Origin of the sequence: Pseudoclavibacter sp. AY1H1, assembly GCF_002931055.1 — a bacterium.
Classification (GTDB): domain Bacteria; phylum Actinomycetota; class Actinomycetes; order Actinomycetales; family Microbacteriaceae; genus Pseudoclavibacter.
Genome location: NZ_PSXX01000001.1, coordinates 676,201 through 692,556, shown reverse-complemented (window position 1 = coordinate 692,556; position 16,356 = coordinate 676,201). Strand labels below are relative to the sequence as shown.

The 16,356-nt window shown below is 68.7% G+C and carries 15 protein-coding genes; 1 reads left to right on the top strand and 14 read right to left on the bottom strand.

All coding sequences use genetic code 11. From position 1 onward, the window contains the following. Window positions 1–50: 50 nt before the first annotated feature. The 11 genes from lnt to C5E05_RS03270 form a co-directional block, all read right to left on the bottom strand. Window positions 51–1,595 carry an apolipoprotein N-acyltransferase gene (lnt, locus tag C5E05_RS03320; protein ID WP_104299048.1) on the bottom strand — a complete coding sequence of 515 codons (1,545 nt, stop codon included), beginning with the start codon at window positions 1,593–1,595 and terminating at the stop codon, window positions 51–53. After that, window positions 1,592–4,042 carry an RNA helicase gene (locus C5E05_RS03315; protein ID WP_104241177.1) on the bottom strand — a complete coding sequence of 817 codons (2,451 nt, stop codon included), beginning with the start codon at window positions 4,040–4,042 and terminating at the stop codon, window positions 1,592–1,594. Before C5E05_RS03315 ends, lnt begins: the two co-directional genes overlap by 4 nt. Beyond that, entirely contained in the window at window positions 4,039–4,908 is an 870-nt protein-coding gene (tatC, locus tag C5E05_RS03310; protein ID WP_308471359.1) for a twin-arginine translocase subunit TatC, read from the bottom strand. Before tatC ends, C5E05_RS03315 begins: the two co-directional genes overlap by 4 nt. Before the next feature lies 1 nt (window position 4,909). Continuing rightward, window positions 4,910–5,245, bottom strand: a complete 336-nt coding sequence (tatA, locus tag C5E05_RS03305; RefSeq protein WP_104299047.1) for a Sec-independent protein translocase subunit TatA — start codon at window positions 5,243–5,245, stop codon at window positions 4,910–4,912. A gap of 4 nt (window positions 5,246–5,249) precedes the next feature. Then, window positions 5,250–5,567 carry a hypothetical protein gene (locus tag C5E05_RS03300; protein ID WP_146080545.1) on the bottom strand — a complete coding sequence of 106 codons (318 nt, stop codon included), beginning with the start codon at window positions 5,565–5,567 and terminating at the stop codon, window positions 5,250–5,252. Between the two features lie 106 nt (window positions 5,568–5,673). Next, entirely contained in the window at window positions 5,674–6,645 is a 972-nt protein-coding gene (locus C5E05_RS03295) for a YafY family protein (RefSeq protein ID WP_104341089.1), read from the bottom strand. Then, window positions 6,642–7,667, bottom strand: coding sequence for a YafY family protein (locus tag C5E05_RS03290; RefSeq protein WP_104341088.1), 1,026 nt, complete (start codon window positions 7,665–7,667; stop codon window positions 6,642–6,644). The genes C5E05_RS03295 and C5E05_RS03290 overlap by 4 nt, the downstream gene beginning before the upstream one ends. 9 nt (window positions 7,668–7,676) lie before the next feature. Then, complete coding sequence (locus C5E05_RS03285; RefSeq protein ID WP_104241182.1) at window positions 7,677–8,594, bottom strand: FKBP-type peptidyl-prolyl cis-trans isomerase; 918 nt, start codon at window positions 8,592–8,594, stop codon at window positions 7,677–7,679. A 50-nt stretch (window positions 8,595–8,644) separates the two neighbouring features. Next, window positions 8,645–9,640, bottom strand: coding sequence for a hypothetical protein (locus C5E05_RS03280; protein ID WP_146080544.1), 996 nt, complete (start codon window positions 9,638–9,640; stop codon window positions 8,645–8,647). Next, the gene (locus C5E05_RS03275) at window positions 9,637–10,692 is read right to left on the bottom strand and encodes a tRNA (adenine-N1)-methyltransferase (RefSeq protein ID WP_104341087.1); all 1,056 of its coding nucleotides are present in this window, start codon (window positions 10,690–10,692) and stop codon (window positions 9,637–9,639) included. The genes C5E05_RS03280 and C5E05_RS03275 overlap by 4 nt, the downstream gene beginning before the upstream one ends. After that, window positions 10,689–11,429 carry an HAD family phosphatase gene (locus C5E05_RS03270; protein ID WP_146081017.1) on the bottom strand — a complete coding sequence of 247 codons (741 nt, stop codon included), beginning with the start codon at window positions 11,427–11,429 and terminating at the stop codon, window positions 10,689–10,691. Before C5E05_RS03270 ends, C5E05_RS03275 begins: the two co-directional genes overlap by 4 nt. A gap of 87 nt (window positions 11,430–11,516) precedes the next feature. Here C5E05_RS03270 and C5E05_RS03265 point away from each other — a divergent pair, with 87 nt between their 5' ends. Further along, a complete protein-coding gene (locus tag C5E05_RS03265; protein ID WP_258064745.1) occupies window positions 11,517–12,614 on the top strand; it encodes a proteasome assembly chaperone family protein in 1,098 nt (365 codons plus the stop codon). Between the two features lie 41 nt (window positions 12,615–12,655). Here the strand turns inward: C5E05_RS03265 and mshC are convergent, their stop codons facing one another. From mshC to C5E05_RS03250, 3 genes are all read right to left on the bottom strand, one after another. Next, complete coding sequence (mshC, locus tag C5E05_RS03260; protein WP_104341085.1) at window positions 12,656–13,972, bottom strand: cysteine--1-D-myo-inosityl 2-amino-2-deoxy-alpha-D-glucopyranoside ligase; 1,317 nt, start codon at window positions 13,970–13,972, stop codon at window positions 12,656–12,658. A gap of 64 nt (window positions 13,973–14,036) precedes the next feature. Beyond that, entirely contained in the window at window positions 14,037–14,879 is an 843-nt protein-coding gene (locus C5E05_RS03255) for an undecaprenyl-diphosphate phosphatase (protein ID WP_104241188.1), read from the bottom strand. A gap of 164 nt (window positions 14,880–15,043) precedes the next feature. After that, the gene (locus C5E05_RS03250) at window positions 15,044–16,354 is read right to left on the bottom strand and encodes a M20/M25/M40 family metallo-hydrolase (protein ID WP_104341084.1); all 1,311 of its coding nucleotides are present in this window, start codon (window positions 16,352–16,354) and stop codon (window positions 15,044–15,046) included. Between the last annotated feature and the right edge of the window lie 2 nt (window positions 16,355–16,356).

The window sequence follows — 16,356 nt, the reverse complement described above, 5'->3', positions numbered from 1 at the left end:
GTCCGGTCGCTGCGCCACCGCCGGGTCCGTCTCGGACTGGGCCGGCTCGGCTAGCGTCGAGGGATGCGCACGGTCGCGGTGTTCATCCGCCGCGTCTTGGAGCTTCCTGCGCCGATGAGCAGGCCCAGCCCGAGCGCAGCGAGCGTGACCTCGATGCCGCGCCCGAAGAGCACCGCAGGGGTGAGGCCGTCGGCAAGCGGGACATCCACGATCATGACACCGGGCTCGTACCAGGGCAGCTCGGCGAGCACTCTGCCCTCTGGCGAGTAGACGGCGCTCAGGCCGACGGTCGACGCCTGCACGATGGAGCGGCCCGTCTCCATCGAGCGCAGCCGTGCGAACGCAAGCTGCTGGGCGGGCTCGTCGGTCTTCCCGAAGTCGGCGTTGTTGCTCGGAGCGAACAGCACCGTGGCCCCCTCGAGGACCGCGTCGCGGATCAGCACGTCATCGACGATGTCGTAGCAGATGTAGGTGCCAGCCCTGATGTCGCCGACCTCGAGGATGCTGTCCCGCTCCCCCGGCGAGTAGCCGCGCCCGATCAGGCCGATCAGGTCAGGGGCAAGCGAGTACCAGAACTCACGATCCGGGACGTACTCGCCGAACGGAATCGGGTGCTTCTTGTCGTACTGATCGCCCCAGCCGCTCTCCGCGTCCCAGACGAACTGCGAATTGAAGAACCGGTCGTCGTCGGCGCTCGCGCCCTCCTCGACCGTCACGGCGTTCGCCACGATCGGGGCACCGTACTGCTCGCTCAGCTGGTCGAGCGTGCGGCGCACCCCGGTCGACGTCTTCGGGTCGAGATCGATCGAGCCCTCCGGCCACAGGATGGCGTCGACGTCGGCGTCATCCGGGATGGTGAGGGTCGCGTCGACATGGCCGAGGAAGACGTCTCCTGGGTCTCCGTCGACGAAGTAGGCGGCCTCCGGGGTGTCGCCCTGGACCGCGGCGATCCGGGCGGAACCGATCTCGTTCGTCGGGTAGATGGGAACGACCGCGACCACGAGCACGGCCGCAGCCGCCGTAACCCAGGTCTGGGGTCTGACTCGGGCGCGGCCCAGCTCGAGGGTCAGCGCCACGAGGAAGACCATGACGAAGCCCATGCCCGAGAGTCCCAGCCAGGACACGAGCTCCGCGAACGGACTCGCTGACTGCGACTGCGCGACTCTCCCCCAGGCGAAGCCGCCGTACGGCCACGCCGAGTAGATCGCTTCGCGCAGCGTCCACAGTCCCGCGATCGCCGCCGCGACGAAGATCACGCGTCTCGCGCCGCTCTCCCAGCGTGCCGTGAGGCGACGGTAGGCGAGCGCGATGAGCACCGCTCCCCCGGCCCAGAACAGTGACGAGAGGACGCTCAGCGCACTCCACGGTACGGGGCCGAGGAACAGCGAGGCCCAGGCGATGAGCGGGAAGTAGTAGGCGAGTCCGGAGGCGAGGCCCACGAGGAACGCCCCTCCGGCGGAACGGTGCATGAGGGAGCAGAGCACCAGCCCGATGCCGACGAAGGCGAGCGGCCACAGCGCGGGTCCTGGGAAGGCGGCCCTCAGCAGCAGGCCGCCGGCAACGGCAGCGAGCAGGGAGAGCCAGAAGGACCTCACCCCACCCCCGAATACGCCACGATGCCCCGACGCACGCTGCTGGATGCCTGCCGCGCGGTCGTCGCGAACTTGCCCTCTGCGACCTTCTCGATCTGGTCGAGCACGTCGAGCACCTGCTTGCACCAGCGCACGAAATCGCCGGCAGCGAGGTTCGACTCCTCGAGGACACGCTCGAGCTCCGCGCCGTGCGCCCAGTGGAAGATGGCGGGGGCGAGGTTCGTCGCCAGGCGTGACGAGCGCGGTACACGGTACTTCTCGGCCAGCTCGTCAAGCGACTGCCAGTGCTTCTCGGTGGTCTGCATGGCACCGCGGAAGGCCCCGCGAGGCAGCTGGTACTCCTCGAGGGTCTCCTCTTCGCGGCGCGGCTCGTACACGAGGACGGCAGCCATGGCGGCGAGCTGCTGCGGGTTCAGCTCGTTCCACACCTGTCTGCGCAGGCACTCGGCGATGAGCAGGTCACGCTCGCCGTAGATGCGCGCGAGCGTGCGCCCGTGGTCGGTCACGGCGAGGTCCTTGTCACCGCTGTCTGCGGGGGCGAGGTAGCCGAGATCGAGCAGGAGCTCGGTGATCCGGTCGAAGACCTGGGCGACGGCCCCGGTCCTCGACTCGATCTGCCGGGTCAGCTTGTCGTTGTCGTGCTTCAGCTTCCAGTAGCGCTCACCCCAGCGAGCGTGCTGCTCCCGGTCCGGGCAGACATGGCACGGGTGACGCTTGAGGGCGGTCTGGAGCTGAGTCAGCTTCGCCTGCCTGCGCTCGCGCGCGGCGTGCTGGTGCGCCTCGTCGTGGGGGATGCGCTTGCGCTCGAGATCGTTGAGCTCGCGGCGGATGCGCGAGTACTCGAAGAAGTCGCCGAGGTGGCAGTTCATGCCCTCCTCGTAACCCGCGAGGGCCTCCTCCTGCTGACGCACTCGCTTCGCGAGGTCGACGACGGCTCTGTCCGCCTGGAACTGCGCGAATGACGACTCGAGCACGGAGCGCGTGCGCGCGCGGCCGAACCGGTCGATGAGGTTGACCGCCATGTTGAAGGTCGGTTTGAAGCTCGAGTTCATCGGGTAGGAGCGACGCGAGGCGAGCGAGGCGATCGCCTGGGGATGCATCCCGCCGACCCATTGCACGACGGCGTGGCCCTCGACATCGATGCCACGACGGCCCGCTCGACCGGTCAGCTGCGTGTACTCGCCTGGGGTGATGGGCACTCGCGATTCGCCGTTGAACTTCTCCAGCTTCTCCAGCACGACGGTGCGAGCCGGCATGTTGATGCCGAGCGCCAGCGTCTCGGTCGCGAAGACGAGCTTCACGAGCTTGCGCTGGAAGAGCTCCTCGACGACTTCCTTGAACGCGGGCAGCAGCCCCGCATGGTGGGCTGCGATGCCGCGCTCGAGGCCTTCTGTCCACTCGTAGTAGCCGAGGACCGCGAGATCCTGATCGAGGAGGTTGCGGCAGCGGTCCTCGACGATCCAGCGGATCTCGTCGCGTTCCTCGCGAGTCGTGAGCGAGACGCCGGCGCGAAGCACCTGGGAGACGGCCTGGTCGCAGCCCTTGCGGCTGAAGATGAAGTTGATGGCGGGCAGCATGTCGGCATCGTCGAGCATGCGCGTCAGGCCAGCTCGGTCGGCCCGGGCCGTCTGGAATCGCTGCTCCTTCCAGCTGCTCCCCCGGCCCCTGCGCCCGACGCGGTCGCGGTCGCGGCCGTCTTCGCGCCGCCCGCCGCCACCCTGCGTGGCCCGGACGAGGTCGGGATTCACGCGGTCGGCGATGTCTCCGTCACGGGTCTCGAAGAGGTCGTAGAGGCGCTGGCCAACGAGCACGTGCTGGAACAGCGGCGTTGGGCGCTCCTCGGAGACGATGACGTCGGTGTCGCCGCGTACGGTCTGCAGCCAGTCGCCGAACTCCTCGGCGTTCGAGACCGTCGCCGACAGCGAGATGAGTCGCACCTCGCTGGGAAGGTGGATGATCACCTCTTCCCAGACGGCGCCCCTGAACCGGTCTGCGAGGTAGTGGACCTCGTCCATGATGACGTACGCGAGGTCGTCGAGCAGATCGCTGCCCGCATAGAGCATGTTCCGCAGCACTTCGGTGGTCATGACGACGATCCGCGCGCGCGGGTTGATGTTGACGTCTCCCGTGAGGAGGCCGACTTCGCTCTCGCCGTAGCGGCGCACGAACTCGCTGAACTTCTGGTTGCTCAGCGCCTTGATCGGCGCCGTGTAGAAGATCTTGGCATTCGGCTGGCGCATGGCCAGGAAGACGCCGAACTCGGCGACGACGGTCTTGCCAGCGCCCGTCGGCGCCGCGACGAGCACGCTCTTGCCGGCCTCGACGCTCGCGCACGACGCGATCTGGAACTCGTCGAGGTCGAAGCTGAGTTCGCGACGGAACAGCTCGAACTGCTGCAGCTGAGCGCGGGACCTGCTGGCCGCGAAGCGCTCGGACGGGCTCGGGGTCATGCAGCCGACGCTTCGGCTGCCGCCAGCTCGGCCTCGAACTTCTTGTGCTTCTTCGCGCGCCGTCGGTCGTTGATCATGGCGATGCCGACAGCGAGGAAGTACAGGCCGAGCATCGGGGCCATCAGGAAGAACATGGAGAGGACGTCAGCCGATGGCGTCGCCATCGCCGCGAAGAGCGCAACGAGCAGCACGGCAGTTCGCCATCCCTTGAGAATCGCGGAACCCGTGATGACGCCCGCGAAGTTCAGCATGACGAGGATGACCGGGAGTACGAAGGCGATGCCCACCGCGATGCAGAGCGTCATGATGAGCTTGTAGTAGTCGCCCGCGTTGATGAGGCTCGAGCTGTCCGAGGGCGCGAAGCTCACCATGACCTCGACGATGCGGGGCATCAGCAGCCACGCGACCCAGACGCCCGCGAGGAACAGCGGGATCGCCGTCCCGACGAAGCCGATGGCGTACCAGCGCTCGTTCTTCTTGAGCCCGGGGACGACGAACATCCAGATCTGGTAGAGCCAGACAGGCGAGGACAGGATCACACCGAGAGCGAGGGAGATCTGCAGCCGTAGGTCGAAGGCGCCCGTGATGCTCTGGAAGTTCAGGTCCGCCGTTCGACCCTGCGACACGGCGATGTCGTGGATCGGCGCGGACATCAGGTTGAAGACCCAGTCCGTGAGCAGGAAGCCACCCACCATGCCGAGCACGATGCCGATCGCGGAGATGATGAGCCGGTTGCGGAACTCGATGAGGTGCTCGGCGAGGCGCATGCGCCCGTCAGGATCGCGCTTGCGGTCCTTCTTCGCTCTCTTCGGCGTCGTCTTCGGCACTCCTGCCGGAGACGGCCCCTCGCTTGGCTGGAGGGTCACGTCAGTTGGAAGGACCAGCGGTGCCCCTGGCATCGGAGCTCGGGGCCGCGGGGGCCTCAGGAGCCGGCGCTGCCGGAGCGGAGTTCTGGACGGGAGGCGTGACGGGTGCCTGCGGGGCTGCGGGTGCCTGTGGCGCAGCGGCGGCAGGTTGCGAGTACACGTCCGTGGACGGCGTGGCGTCGACCTCGTCGTCCTTCTTCATGTTCTTGACCTCGCCGCGGAATATGCGCATCGACTGTCCGATGCTCTTCGCGAGGCCCGGGAGCTTCGGGGCGCCGAAGAGCAACAGGACGATCACCAGGATGATGATGAGGTGTGGGCCAGTCAGATTCGGCATGGTGTCAGTTGCCTTTCACAAGGTGTTCATATTGAAACGGGTCTGCGGTCGTCAGCTCACGGCCACGCTCCAGGCGCTGCTCGTGACGCTGCTCTTTGGTTTCGTCGAGCGCTTCTTTCAGCGCACCTCGCTCGACTTGGACCTCGCGGAGACCGCGAACGATCGCATTGCTCCGTGGAGGCGTGAACGAGACGAGCGTTTGCGCACGCTTCTCGAACGCCTCGAGGAGAACCTCGAGGCCCGCCAGCTCGCCCTGCAGCAGGACGACCTTCTTGAAGAGCCAGTAGCCCAGTGCACCGAGCACGCCAAGCAGGATGAGCACGAGGCCCACCCAGATGAGAACCCAACTCCACCACGGCATAGTGACTCCAACGATACCTGGTCTGAGCTGAATCGCCAGTCACCCGCCGGTGGCTCGCCGTCGAGCTTCAGCGCTCGTGGTGCTCGCGGAGCGCGGTGGCGGCCCAATCGGCGACGGCGGCACGCGCGGACGCGGGCGCCAGGACGCGCATCTCCCCCGCATTCCCGGCGACAAGACGGGAAAGATGCCGCATCGAGGCCATCCGGACCTGCACGGTGGCGCGTCCACGGTCGTCGACAGTCGGCGCGGGCTGCCCCGGCGGTAGGTAATCGCGCAGGAGCGGCAGGACGGCGGCCCCAGCCTCGATCGTCACCAGGACGTGTTCCTCGCTCGGCGTGAAGATCGGGCGGGATGTCGCGGCCGCAGGATGAGACTCGGCAGAAACATCCGTGACCACCGCCTCGCGCATCCGGTCGAGCCGGAACACGCGCTCGGCGTCGCGCTCCAGGCACCATCCGCGCAGGAACAGGTCCCCGCCCAGGGTCTCGAGCGTGAAGGGATCCACGTGGCGCACGCTCTCGTCGCCGTCTTCGCGCCGGTAGCGGAAGCGCAGGCGCCGCCTCGTGGCGAGAGCGGCTGAGACCGCGTCGCGGGCGGCCGGAGCCTCCGCTATCGAGCCGAAGGCGAAGTGGGGCGCCGCGCCGCTCGCGCCGAGCTTCCGGAGGAGATCGTCGATGCGGTTCTCATCGACGAGTCGAGGGAGGCTGCGCAGGAACCCGAGGCCGGCGATCACGGCTGCCGCTTCTCGATTCGACATGCGCGGTGCTTCCTCCAGGGCGACGAAGTGGGTCACCTCGATGAGGTCCTGCGCTTCGAAGGCATCCCAGTTGATGTCGAAGAGGTCGAGGTGGCTGTAGACCCCCGCATCGCCGGGAGTGCCGGACACGGCGATGAGTCGGACCGCATCCCGGACCTGCGTCGCGCTCACGCCGAAGTGGCTTGCTGCGGTCTCGACGGGCACCGCTGCTTCCTGTTGGCGCAGGTACGGCACGAGCGACACGAGGAGCGCGAGACGGTCGGCGGAGACGAAGGGGCTCACGGGGCGACCTCGCTGTGGTCGGAGACGACCTCGGTCAGGCGCGCCTCGACGAGCCTGGCGAGCTGTTCCGGCTCGAGCACACGGACCTCCGAGCCGAAGGACGCGAGGCGATTCGCGAGGAGGTCCACGTCGGTGTAGCCGAGCTCGATCTCACGCCAGGGGGTGTCAGCTGTGGACGCGACGGAGCGGAGCCTGACCTCGGCGTCCGAGCCCTCACGGACCTCGAGTCTCGCGCGCTGCCTGCGTGCGAGTTCCGCCAGCGTGTCGAGCGCTCGTGCTGCGTGCTGCTCTGGGGTCACCCCCGGGTAGCGCGTCGTGTCGACGGCGCCGAGCGGCCTCGGCGTCGAGACGATGCGTGCCAGGAGGAACATGCGCTCGCTGGCTCGGTCGAGATCGTAGGAGACGAGCAGCCAGTTCGCGTCGGCGAACACCAGAGCAAGCGGTTCGACCCGGCGAACCCGCGCAGCTTCCTCGCCGGGCTTCGCGTACGAGAATGAGACGAGTCGACCCTCCTCGATGGCTGTCGAGAGGGGCTCGAAGGCCGCGTCACGCGCCCGGAGACGCGGTGCGACGCCGACGAGATCCTCGCTGGTGCTCTCCCCCAGCGCCTTCAGCTTCATGAGGCCGCGCCTCGACTCCTGCGAGACGGAGCCCTCGCGCCAGACCTGGGCGGCCAGTGCGAGCAGGGCCGTCTCCTCGGCATCGAATTCCAGTCCTGCTGGCATGGAGAACCCGCCTCGAGGCACCCGGTAGCGAGCGAGCTGGTTGTTGCCGGGCGCCGACGGGTCGTCGATGACCTCGACGGGAACACCGAGGTCTCTCAGCTCGGTCTTGTCGCGCTCGAATCGCTTCTCGCGCGCGGTAGCCGCACTCCCGCCGCTGTCGCCCGAGTACCCGTGGACGGTCTCGAAGATGTCGCTCTTCGTGAGTCCTCGCTCGGTCGTCAGGAGCGCGAGGACCAGCGAGAACTGGCGCTCCGCAGCGGAGGGCGCCTTGGCTCGGGGTGTTCGCTCGCTTGCCACGCCTCGATGTTAGATCGTGCCGAGGATGTCGACGACGAAGACCAGGGTTGATCCCGCGGGAATCGCCTCGCTCGCCTGGTCGCCATAGCCGAGGGCTGGCGGGATGACGGCGATGACCTGCGAGCCCACCGTCTGTCCGACCAGAGCCTGCGCGAAGCCGTCGACGACGCCGGTGGTGGAGAACTGGGCGGGGGTGCCGCGGTCCCAGGAGCTGTCGAACGTCTCCCCCGTCGCGAAGAGGACGCCGGTGTACTGGACGACGACGGAGCTGCCCTCTGCCACGACTGGGCCGGTGCCGAGCTTGCGTGTCTCGAGGACCAGCTCGTCCGGCGCAGTCGCACCTTCGACGATCGTGACCTGCGGGGCGCCCTCGGCCGCATCCGTGACCGTGACGAGCGACTGCGTGGACGCCTGCTCGGCTCCGGTTGCCCGCGTCTCGGGCACCTCGATCACGTCGGCGACGACAAGCGCGGGAGGCGTGTCCGTTGCTCCCGCGTTGGCGGTTCCCTCCAGGAGCAGGGCCGCGGGGATGAGGGCGACGACGCGCGAACCGGAGGTCACGCCGTCGAAGAGCCCCGTGAGGTAGCCCGGGATGCCCTCGGCGTCGAGGTCGAGGACCTGCCCGAGCGGTGCGTACGGGCTCTCCTCGGCCTTCGTGCCAGCGTCGTACACCGTCAGGTTCGCGGCGACCGTGGAATCGAGGGTGATCTCCTCGCCGTCACCCTCGATCTCGACGCGGCGCTCCATCTCCTCGCCGAGACCTGCGACATCGCCGATCTCGACGGTCGGTGCTGCGCCGTACTCGCCGCTGACCTCGACGCCGTTGAGCGCGTCTCCGCTCGCTGCGGGGGTCGAGCTGCCGGCGCACGAGGCCAGGCCGAGCGAGAGGAGGAGGGCCGCGGCGATCGCGGGGAGACGTCGTTGCATTGATCCGCCTTGCGTGGAATCGAGAGGGAGGTGGGAAGTCAGCCTGGTCGCTACTCGGCGGCCAGGATGTCGATCACGAAGACCAGCGTGCGTCCCTGCGTGGCCGTGGCGTTCAACGGCCCTGGCTGGGACGCGAGACGCTCGGGGGGAAGCACGACGACGAGCTGCGAGCCCACGGGGGTGCCCACGATCTCCTGGCTCAGACCGAAGAGGCCGTCGGTGGGTGCCATGGTGAGCTGGAGCACGTTGTTGCCGGGGGTCCACGTGGATGCGACCTGCTCACCGGTCGTCCAGTCGAAGGCAGAGAGCTGCATCGTCACGGCCTGGCCTTCGGCGACCGGGGCACCGTAGCCGTCGATGCGCACGTGTCGCTTCGGGGCTGCGGGCGGGTCCTGGGCTGGCATGGTGACACCAGGGGTGCCGTTCGGTGCCGTGACGACGGCCGGGATGCCGTCTTCGGGGGCGGCGATGCGCCCACCGGCACTCGATGGGTACACGTCGAGCACATCGGCGATGGCGACGATCGTCATGGCCGGGTCGACCCCCGTCGATGCCGCCGCCTCGCCGAACAGGACGCTCGCGGGCATGACGGCGACGACGCGCTCGCCGGTCTGCGAGCACTCGATGGCCTCCGCGAGTCCGGGGAAGGTGTTCGCGATCGTCGCCACGCTCGTCGGCGCGGAGGCACCGGACTCATCCGCGACCGTCGGGCTGTAGGGCACGAGGACCTCGCCGCCGGCGCCGTCGAGCAGCTCGAAGTTCGCGCGCACGACTCCGGACGGCGTGACCGGGTCGCCGGTTCCGACGCCGTCACGCGTGGTCTCGAGAGCAGTCACCGAGAGGGGATGCGGCAGGGTCGCGCCGCTGAGTTCGCCGAACGCGCCGTCGGCAGTGATGCTCGTCGAAGCGGTGCCCTCGACGCCGGGCAGCTCGCACGCCGCGACGTCGAGCTCGCTCTCCGGCCAGGTGACGCAGCCCGTGAGGGCGATCGCGACGGCGGACGCGGTCATCGCGGCCCCCACGAGTCGGATTCCTGTGCGATTCATTCGCTCTCTCCCTCTGGTCCGGTGCTCTGCGCGTCGGTGTCGTCCTGCTGCGTTTCGGAGGGCTCCGGCTCGCTGCCCTGTCCTGAGGTGATGGCGGCGCCGCGCTGCGCGAGTCTGGCGCGCTTGCGGAGCACCTTGTCGCTCACCTGTCGGTCACCCAGCGATCCCGGCGTCCAGATCTCCACGTCCTCGTCGCTGAAGTCAGATTTCGAGGCTCGGCGCTTGAGGTTCGGCAGGACGGCGCCGTCCGCGAGGCGGCGGGCCGTGAGCAGGAAGCCGGTGTGGCCGATCATGCGGTGGTCGGGACGCACAGCGAGGCCCTCGACGTGCCACCCGCGGACCATCGTCTCGTCGGCGTTCGGATCGGTGAAGAGGCCGGTCGCGCGGATGGCCTCGGCGACGCGGGACAGCTGGGTGACCGTGGCCACGTAGCAGACGAGCACTCCGCCGGGCTTGAGGGCGTCCGCGACGACCTCGAGGCACTCCCAGGGGGCGAGCATGTCGAGCACGGCCCGGTCGGCGGTCCCGTCGGCGTGCTGCTCGGGCAGCGCTTCGGCGAGGTCGCCGAGCACGAGGTTCCAGTTGTCCGGCTTCTCGCCCATGACGCTGATGACGTTGCCCTCCGCGACCTGGGCGAATTCCTCCCGGCGTTCGAAGGACGTGAGCGAGCCCGTCCCCCCGAGCATGCGCAGGATCCACAGCGAGAGCGCGCCTGAGCCGACGCCGGCTTCGATGACGCGTGCACCGGGGCGGATATCGGCCTTCGCGAGGATCGCCGCGGCATCCTTCGGGTAGATGATGGCGGCACCGCGCGGCATGGACATGACGATGTCCTCGAGCAGCGGACGCAGCGCGAGGTACTGGCCGCCGTCGGTCGCGGCGATGACCGAGCCCTCATCGACGCCGATGATCGTGTCGTGGTCGATCATGCCCTTGTGCATGAAGTAGCGCTTGCCCGGCTCCAGGTAGAGGGTGCTGACGCGTCCCTTCGGGCCGGTCAGCTGCACGCGGTCTCCAGCGCGGAAGGGTCCGCCGATGTCGGTCTGGGTCATAGCTGTGCTTCGCTTTCTCGGTTGGCGGCGTCGTGTGCCGTCTGTGCGTCCTGTCCCGTCGCCGTTGCGCTTGCGACGCGCTCGACGAGTTCGCCGAGCTCATCGAGGGTGATGCCCTCGAGTGTGTGCGTCACGAGATGCGCGTGGTGCGCCTCGAGCGTCTGGCCGTGCGGGATGCCGATCGTCGCGCATCCGGCGGCCCGAGCGGCCTCGAGGCCGCGGCGTGAGTCCTCGACCGCGATGCAGCTCTCCGGGGCGACGCCCAGCTGCTCTGCCGCGCGGAGATACGGTTCGGGGTGCGGCTTGCCGTTGTCGACCTCGTCGCCTGCGATCACGATCGTGAACAGCGGGGCGTCGAGCGTCGAGACGACTGCGTCGGCGAGGATGCGCGTCGAGTTCGTCACGAGCGCGTTCGGGATGCCTGCAGCGTGCAGGTCCGTCAGCAGCTCCAGAGCGCCGGGCCGCCAGTCGAGCTCCCTGAGGATGCTCGCCATGACCGTCGAGTTCATGTGGTCCACGATCTCCTGCGGCTCGAGCCTGACGCCGAGGCGAGCGAAGAACTCGGACGCGTCGGCCATGCTCGAGCCGACCATCCCCAGCTCCTGCTCTTCGGTGAGCGGGGGCAGGCCGTGGTCGCTGAGGAGGTTCAGCTGAGCGGTCTGCCAGTACTGCTCGGTGTCGACGATGGTGCCGTCCATGTCCCACAGGACGGCGGCGGGAAGTTTCGAAGGAGCCACGGGGCGACAGTCTACGGGGCGGCAGGGCGGCTGCCGACGCCCCGCCGCGTATCCTTGGACGACAGTCCATCCATGGCGAGGAGCACGGTGACGGATCACAGCGAGGCCACCACACCATTTGCGCGAGGCAGACTGCTGGTGGTCGCCCTGCTCGGCTGGAACGACGCGGGCGACGCGGCATCGAGCGCCGTCCGATCGCTGCAGGAGGCTATCGGCGCGGACCGCCTCATCGAGGACATCGACGACGAGTCTTTCTTCGACTACTCGATCCACCGCCCGGTCATGAAGGCTGGTGTGGAGGGGATCCGGAAGATCCAATGGCCGAGCGTCGCCTTCAGCGGCATCCCGCTGCGTGAGGCCTCGGCGACGGACGCCCCGGCCGAGACCACCGAGCTCGCAGCAGATGCGGGGCTCTCGGTGAGCTCCGACAACGGTGAGAACGTCTTCGTGCTCATCGGGCCCGAGCCGACGCTGCGGTGGCGGAGCTTCACGAAGCACGTCGTCGACCTGTGCGAGCGGGAGGGCATCACGCGCGTCGTGCTCGTCGGGGCGCTCCTCGCTGACGTGCCGCACACCAGACCCATCACGATCTTCATGTCGAGCGACGACGCGGCGGTCCGCGAGGAGCTCGACATCGACCGCAGCGAGTACGAGGGTCCGACGGGAGTGCTGTCGGCGATCGGCGAGGAAGCGCGTTCGCGCGGCATGCTGGTGCTCTCGCTCTGGGCTTCCGTTCCCCACTACGCGCACCACTCGCCCTCGCCGAAGGCCACGCTCGCCCTCGTCGACCGTCTCACCGAGATCGTCGATGTCTCGATTCCCCACGGCGAACTCGTCACCGAGTCCGCGGAATGGGAGGCGGAGGTGACGGAGGCGACTGCGCAGGACGAGGAGATCGCGCAGTACGTCGGCTACCTCGAGCGCACGCGCGACATGGTCGAGGCGCCTGAGGCGTCCGGTGAGGCGATCGCGCAGGAGTTCGAGCGCTTCCTCGAGCAGGCGGCCGGGAAGAAGCCGCAGCCGGGGCCAGGAGCGTTCCCGACGGATCTCTCCGGGACCGCGCAGCGGCCCATGGGAGGCGATCGCCGAGTGGCGCCCGAGGGTGACGATCAGGATGCGGACGCCGCCGAGTCGGAGTCTCCTGCCGCGGAGGAGGCCGAGGCACCCGAGGACTCCGAGGACTGACCCAGCCAAGGAGCTGGTCCCGGGCCGGGACCCGCTCGGAGCTACTCGCTGGTGAGGCTCACACCCAGGAGGGCGTCGACGAGCCTGACGACGTCGCCGTCTCCGGCGGCCGGAGGCGCCTGCACCCACTCGTCGACGATCTCGACGACCGCTGGGGTGTTCAGATCCTCGGCGATCGCCGCCCGCATCCGCGTGACGAAGCTGCTCTGCTCGGACGGGACTCCTCCGGCGATCGACCGCCGTGCTCGCTCACGCCAGGCAGACAGGCGCTCACTCGAGCGCTCGAGTTCCGCGTCGGTCCACTCCCAGTCGCTCCGGTAGTGGTGGGAGAGCATCGCGAGCCTGATCGCCATGGGATCGACCCCATCGGCGGTGAGCCTCGAGACGAGCACGAGGTTGCCGAGGGACTTCGACATCTTGGTTCCGTCGTAGGCGATGAGGCCAGCATGCGCGTACGCGCGGGCGAAGTCGTCGGCCGAGCCGTTCGAGTCAGCCGAGGTCAGCGAGATGGCGTGCGCGGCCGAGAGCTCGTGGTGGGGGAAGCGAAGGTCGCGGCCGCCGCCCTGCACCGAGATCGGGGCCCCGAGCGTGCGCGTCGCGATGACGGAGCACTCGATGTGCCAACCGGGACGACCGAGTCCCACGGCGCTCTCGAAGGCGGGCTCGCCGTCGCGCGCGCTGCGCCAGAGCAGCGGATCGAAGGGGCCGTGCTTGCCTTCACGGTCCGGGTCTCCCCCGAACTCGAGGAAGGCGGCTTCCATCTCGGCTGGGGTGTACCCGGAGACGTCGCCCATCGTCCAGCTGCTGGCGGTCTCGGCGGCCGCGACGTCGTAGTACACGTCGCCGAGCTCGGTGACGGCAGCGGGAGCCGCGTCGCTCGCGACGGCAACCCGGTAGGCGAGTCCCGCGTCGATGAGCTTCGCGATGGCCTCGCCCGTCTCGGCGATGCTGTCCTGCACCCGCACGTACGCGTCGGGCGGCAGCACACGAAGCGCGGCCATGTCCGAGCGGAAGAGGTCGGTCTGCGAGGTCGCGATCTCCTGCCAGTCGCGCCCCGTCTTGGCGGCGCGCTCGAGGAGCGGGTCGTCGACGTCCGTGATGTTCTGCGCGTACCTGACCTCGAGACCCGCATCGCGCCAGGCGCGTCCGAGGGTGTCGAACGCGAGATACGTGGCCGCGTGGCCGAGGTGCGTCGCGTCGTATGGGGTGATCCCGCAGACATAGAGGGTCGCGATCCCATCGGGGGTGACGGTGTCCTGCACACGTCCGCTCGCCGAGTCGAAGACCCTGATCGGACCACCGCCGTTGCCGGCTACCGAGGGGACTGCAGGGATGGGCCACGAGGGAACGGTTCGCACCGGGACATCCTATGTCGCGCCCCAGCCTTGACCGTCGAGTGGGACTCCCCACCGCGTGTCAGCGTCAGGCGGCACCGCTCGTCGGGTCCATGAGCCCGAACGACAGCAGGATGATGATGAGCGTGCCGAGCGCGATGCGGTACACCACGAAGGGCAGGAAGCTGCCCTTGTTGAGGTACGCCATGAGGTACTTGATGACCACGAGGCCGACCACGAACGAGATGATCGTCGCGATGATCGTTCCGACGACGGGCGCCTGCGCGCCCTCCGTCTCCCCGAACGCGGAGACGAGCTCGTAGAAGCCGGAGCCGAAGACGGCTGGCACGGCCAGGAGGAAGCTGTAGCGGGCGGCCGACGGGCGGTCGTAGCCCATGATGCGTCCGGCCGTGATCGTGCCGCCAGAGCGGGAGACGCCGGGGATGAGGGCGAGCGCCTGAGCGAACCCGTAGACGATGCCGTCCCTCGTGTTGAGGTCCTGCAGCGCCTTCGCGCGCTTCCCGAAGATGTCGGCGAGGCCGAGGATGACGCCGAAGATGATGAGCGTGAACGCCACGATCCAGAGCGACCTGAACTGGTCCCGGATCAGGCTCTGCAGCAGGAAGCCGAGGACGACGATCGGGATCGAGCCGAAGATGATGAGCCAGCCCATGCGCGCATCTGGGTCGCTCCGCGGAACGCTGCCGCGAAGCGAGCCGAACCAGCGCGAGATGATGCGCTTGATGTCGCCCCAGAAGTAGACCAGGACGGCGGCCTCGGTGCCCAGCTGGATGATGGCGGTGAACGTCGCCCCAGGGTCCTGCACGCCGATCCACTCGCCGACGATGCGGATGTGCGCGCTCGAGGAGATCGGGAGGAACTCAGTGAGCGCCTGCACGAGTCCGAGGATGACGGCGTCAAACCAGTTCATTGCCACTGCCTTTTCGAGAGAGATTTCCTGCTGCGGCCGCGGTCGAGGTCACGTCGGGCCCGGCGCACGCTAACACGAATCCGGCAGTCAGGCGCGGATGGCACCCCGGAGCCGAATGGATGCGGAGAGCGGGCGTGCCCGGATCGAGCACGCCCACCGAGCGCTCAGTAGCTGCGCAGGAAGTCCCCGAGCACCTTGCGTCCGAAGACCAGCGACTCGAGCGGCACGCGCTCGTCGACGCCGTGGAACATCGCGGGGAAGTCGATGCCCTCAGGGAGGCGGAGCGGGGCGAAGCCGTAGCCCTCGATGCCGAGCGTCGCGAGCGCCTTGTTGTCGGTTCCGCCGGAGAGGAAGTACGGCACGACGACGGCTTCGGGGTCGTGCCGCTGCAGGGCCGCCGTCGCCGCGTCGACGATCGGGCCCGAGACGGGAGCCTGCGTGCCGATGCCTCGGAACACGGTCTCGATCTCGATGTCGTCGCCGACGATGGCCTGGATCTCCGCGAGGAGCTCGTCCTCGGCTCCGGGGAAGGGCCGCGCGTCGATGGCGACGCTCGCCGACTCCGGGATGACGTTGTGCTTGTAGCCGGCGTTCAGCATCGTTGGGTTCGTCGTCGAGCGGAGGCTGGCCGTGAGGAACCCAGACGCGCTGCCGGTCGCGAGGACGATTGCACCCGGCGTGGTCTCCTGCGGGTCGACCTCGAGGAGGCGAGCGAGCTCCGTGATCATCGAGGAGGTCGTGTCGTTGAGGAGCACCGGCCACTCGTGGGAGCCGAGCTTCGCGATGGCCTGGGCCAGGCGCGTCACGGCGTTCTCCTCAGCAGGGATGACCCGTGAGCCGTGAGCCGCCCTCCCCTTGGCGTGGAGCCGCAGCCACAGGAGCGCCTTCTCCCCCGTCTGCAGCAGGTAGGCGCGTTTGCCGCCGACCGTGATCGAGTAGCCGCCGACCTCGGAGATCGCCTGCGTCGCGCCAGCGAAGAGCTCCGGATGGTCGCGGGCGATGGGCTCGGATCCGAACTGGCCGCCGTTCTCCTCGTCGGCGAAGAACGCGAGGACCAGCTCGCGCTCCGGCAGCTCGCCCGCGCCGAGGATCTCCTCGACGGCGGTCAGGATCATGGCGTCCATGTTCTTCATGTCGACGGCACCGCGCCCCCACAGGAGGCCGTCCTTGATGACGCCGGCGAATGGGTCGACGCTCCAGTTGCCAGCTTCCGCCGGGACGACATCAGTGTGTCCGTGCACGACGAGCGCCGGCTTCTCCGGGTTGCGCCCCGGGATGCGCGTGAAGATGCTCGGGCGTCCTGGGGCCGCCTCGATCGTCGTGACGTCCAGACCGAGAGCCTGGAGCCGCGCCTCCAGGTACTGCGCAGCCTCGGTCTCGCCCTTGGAGCGGCCTTCGCCGTAGTTCGTGGTGTCGAGGCGGATGAGGTCCTGGGTCGTCGTGACGGTCGGATCGAGTTCGAGGGAGTCAGCCATGC

Coding starts and splice junctions, on each gene's coding strand:
- C5E05_RS03280 (WP_146080544.1), bottom strand. CDS start 9,640: ATGAATCGCACAGGAATCCGACTCGTGGGGGCCGCGATGACCGCGTCC.
- C5E05_RS03275 (WP_104341087.1), bottom strand. CDS start 10,692: ATGACCCAGACCGACATCGGCGGACCCTTCCGCGCTGGAGACCGCGTG.
- C5E05_RS03285 (WP_104241182.1), bottom strand. CDS start 8,594: ATGCAACGACGTCTCCCCGCGATCGCCGCGGCCCTCCTCCTCTCGCTC.
- C5E05_RS03255 (WP_104241188.1), bottom strand. CDS start 14,879: ATGAACTGGTTTGACGCCGTCATCCTCGGACTCGTGCAGGCGCTCACT.
- C5E05_RS03315 (WP_104241177.1), bottom strand. CDS start 4,042: ATGACCCCGAGCCCGTCCGAGCGCTTCGCGGCCAGCAGGTCCCGCGCT.
- tatA (WP_104299047.1), bottom strand. CDS start 5,245: ATGCCGAATCTGACTGGCCCACACCTCATCATCATCCTGGTGATCGTC.
- C5E05_RS03250 (WP_104341084.1), bottom strand. CDS start 16,354: ATGGCTGACTCCCTCGAACTCGATCCGACCGTCACGACGACCCAGGAC.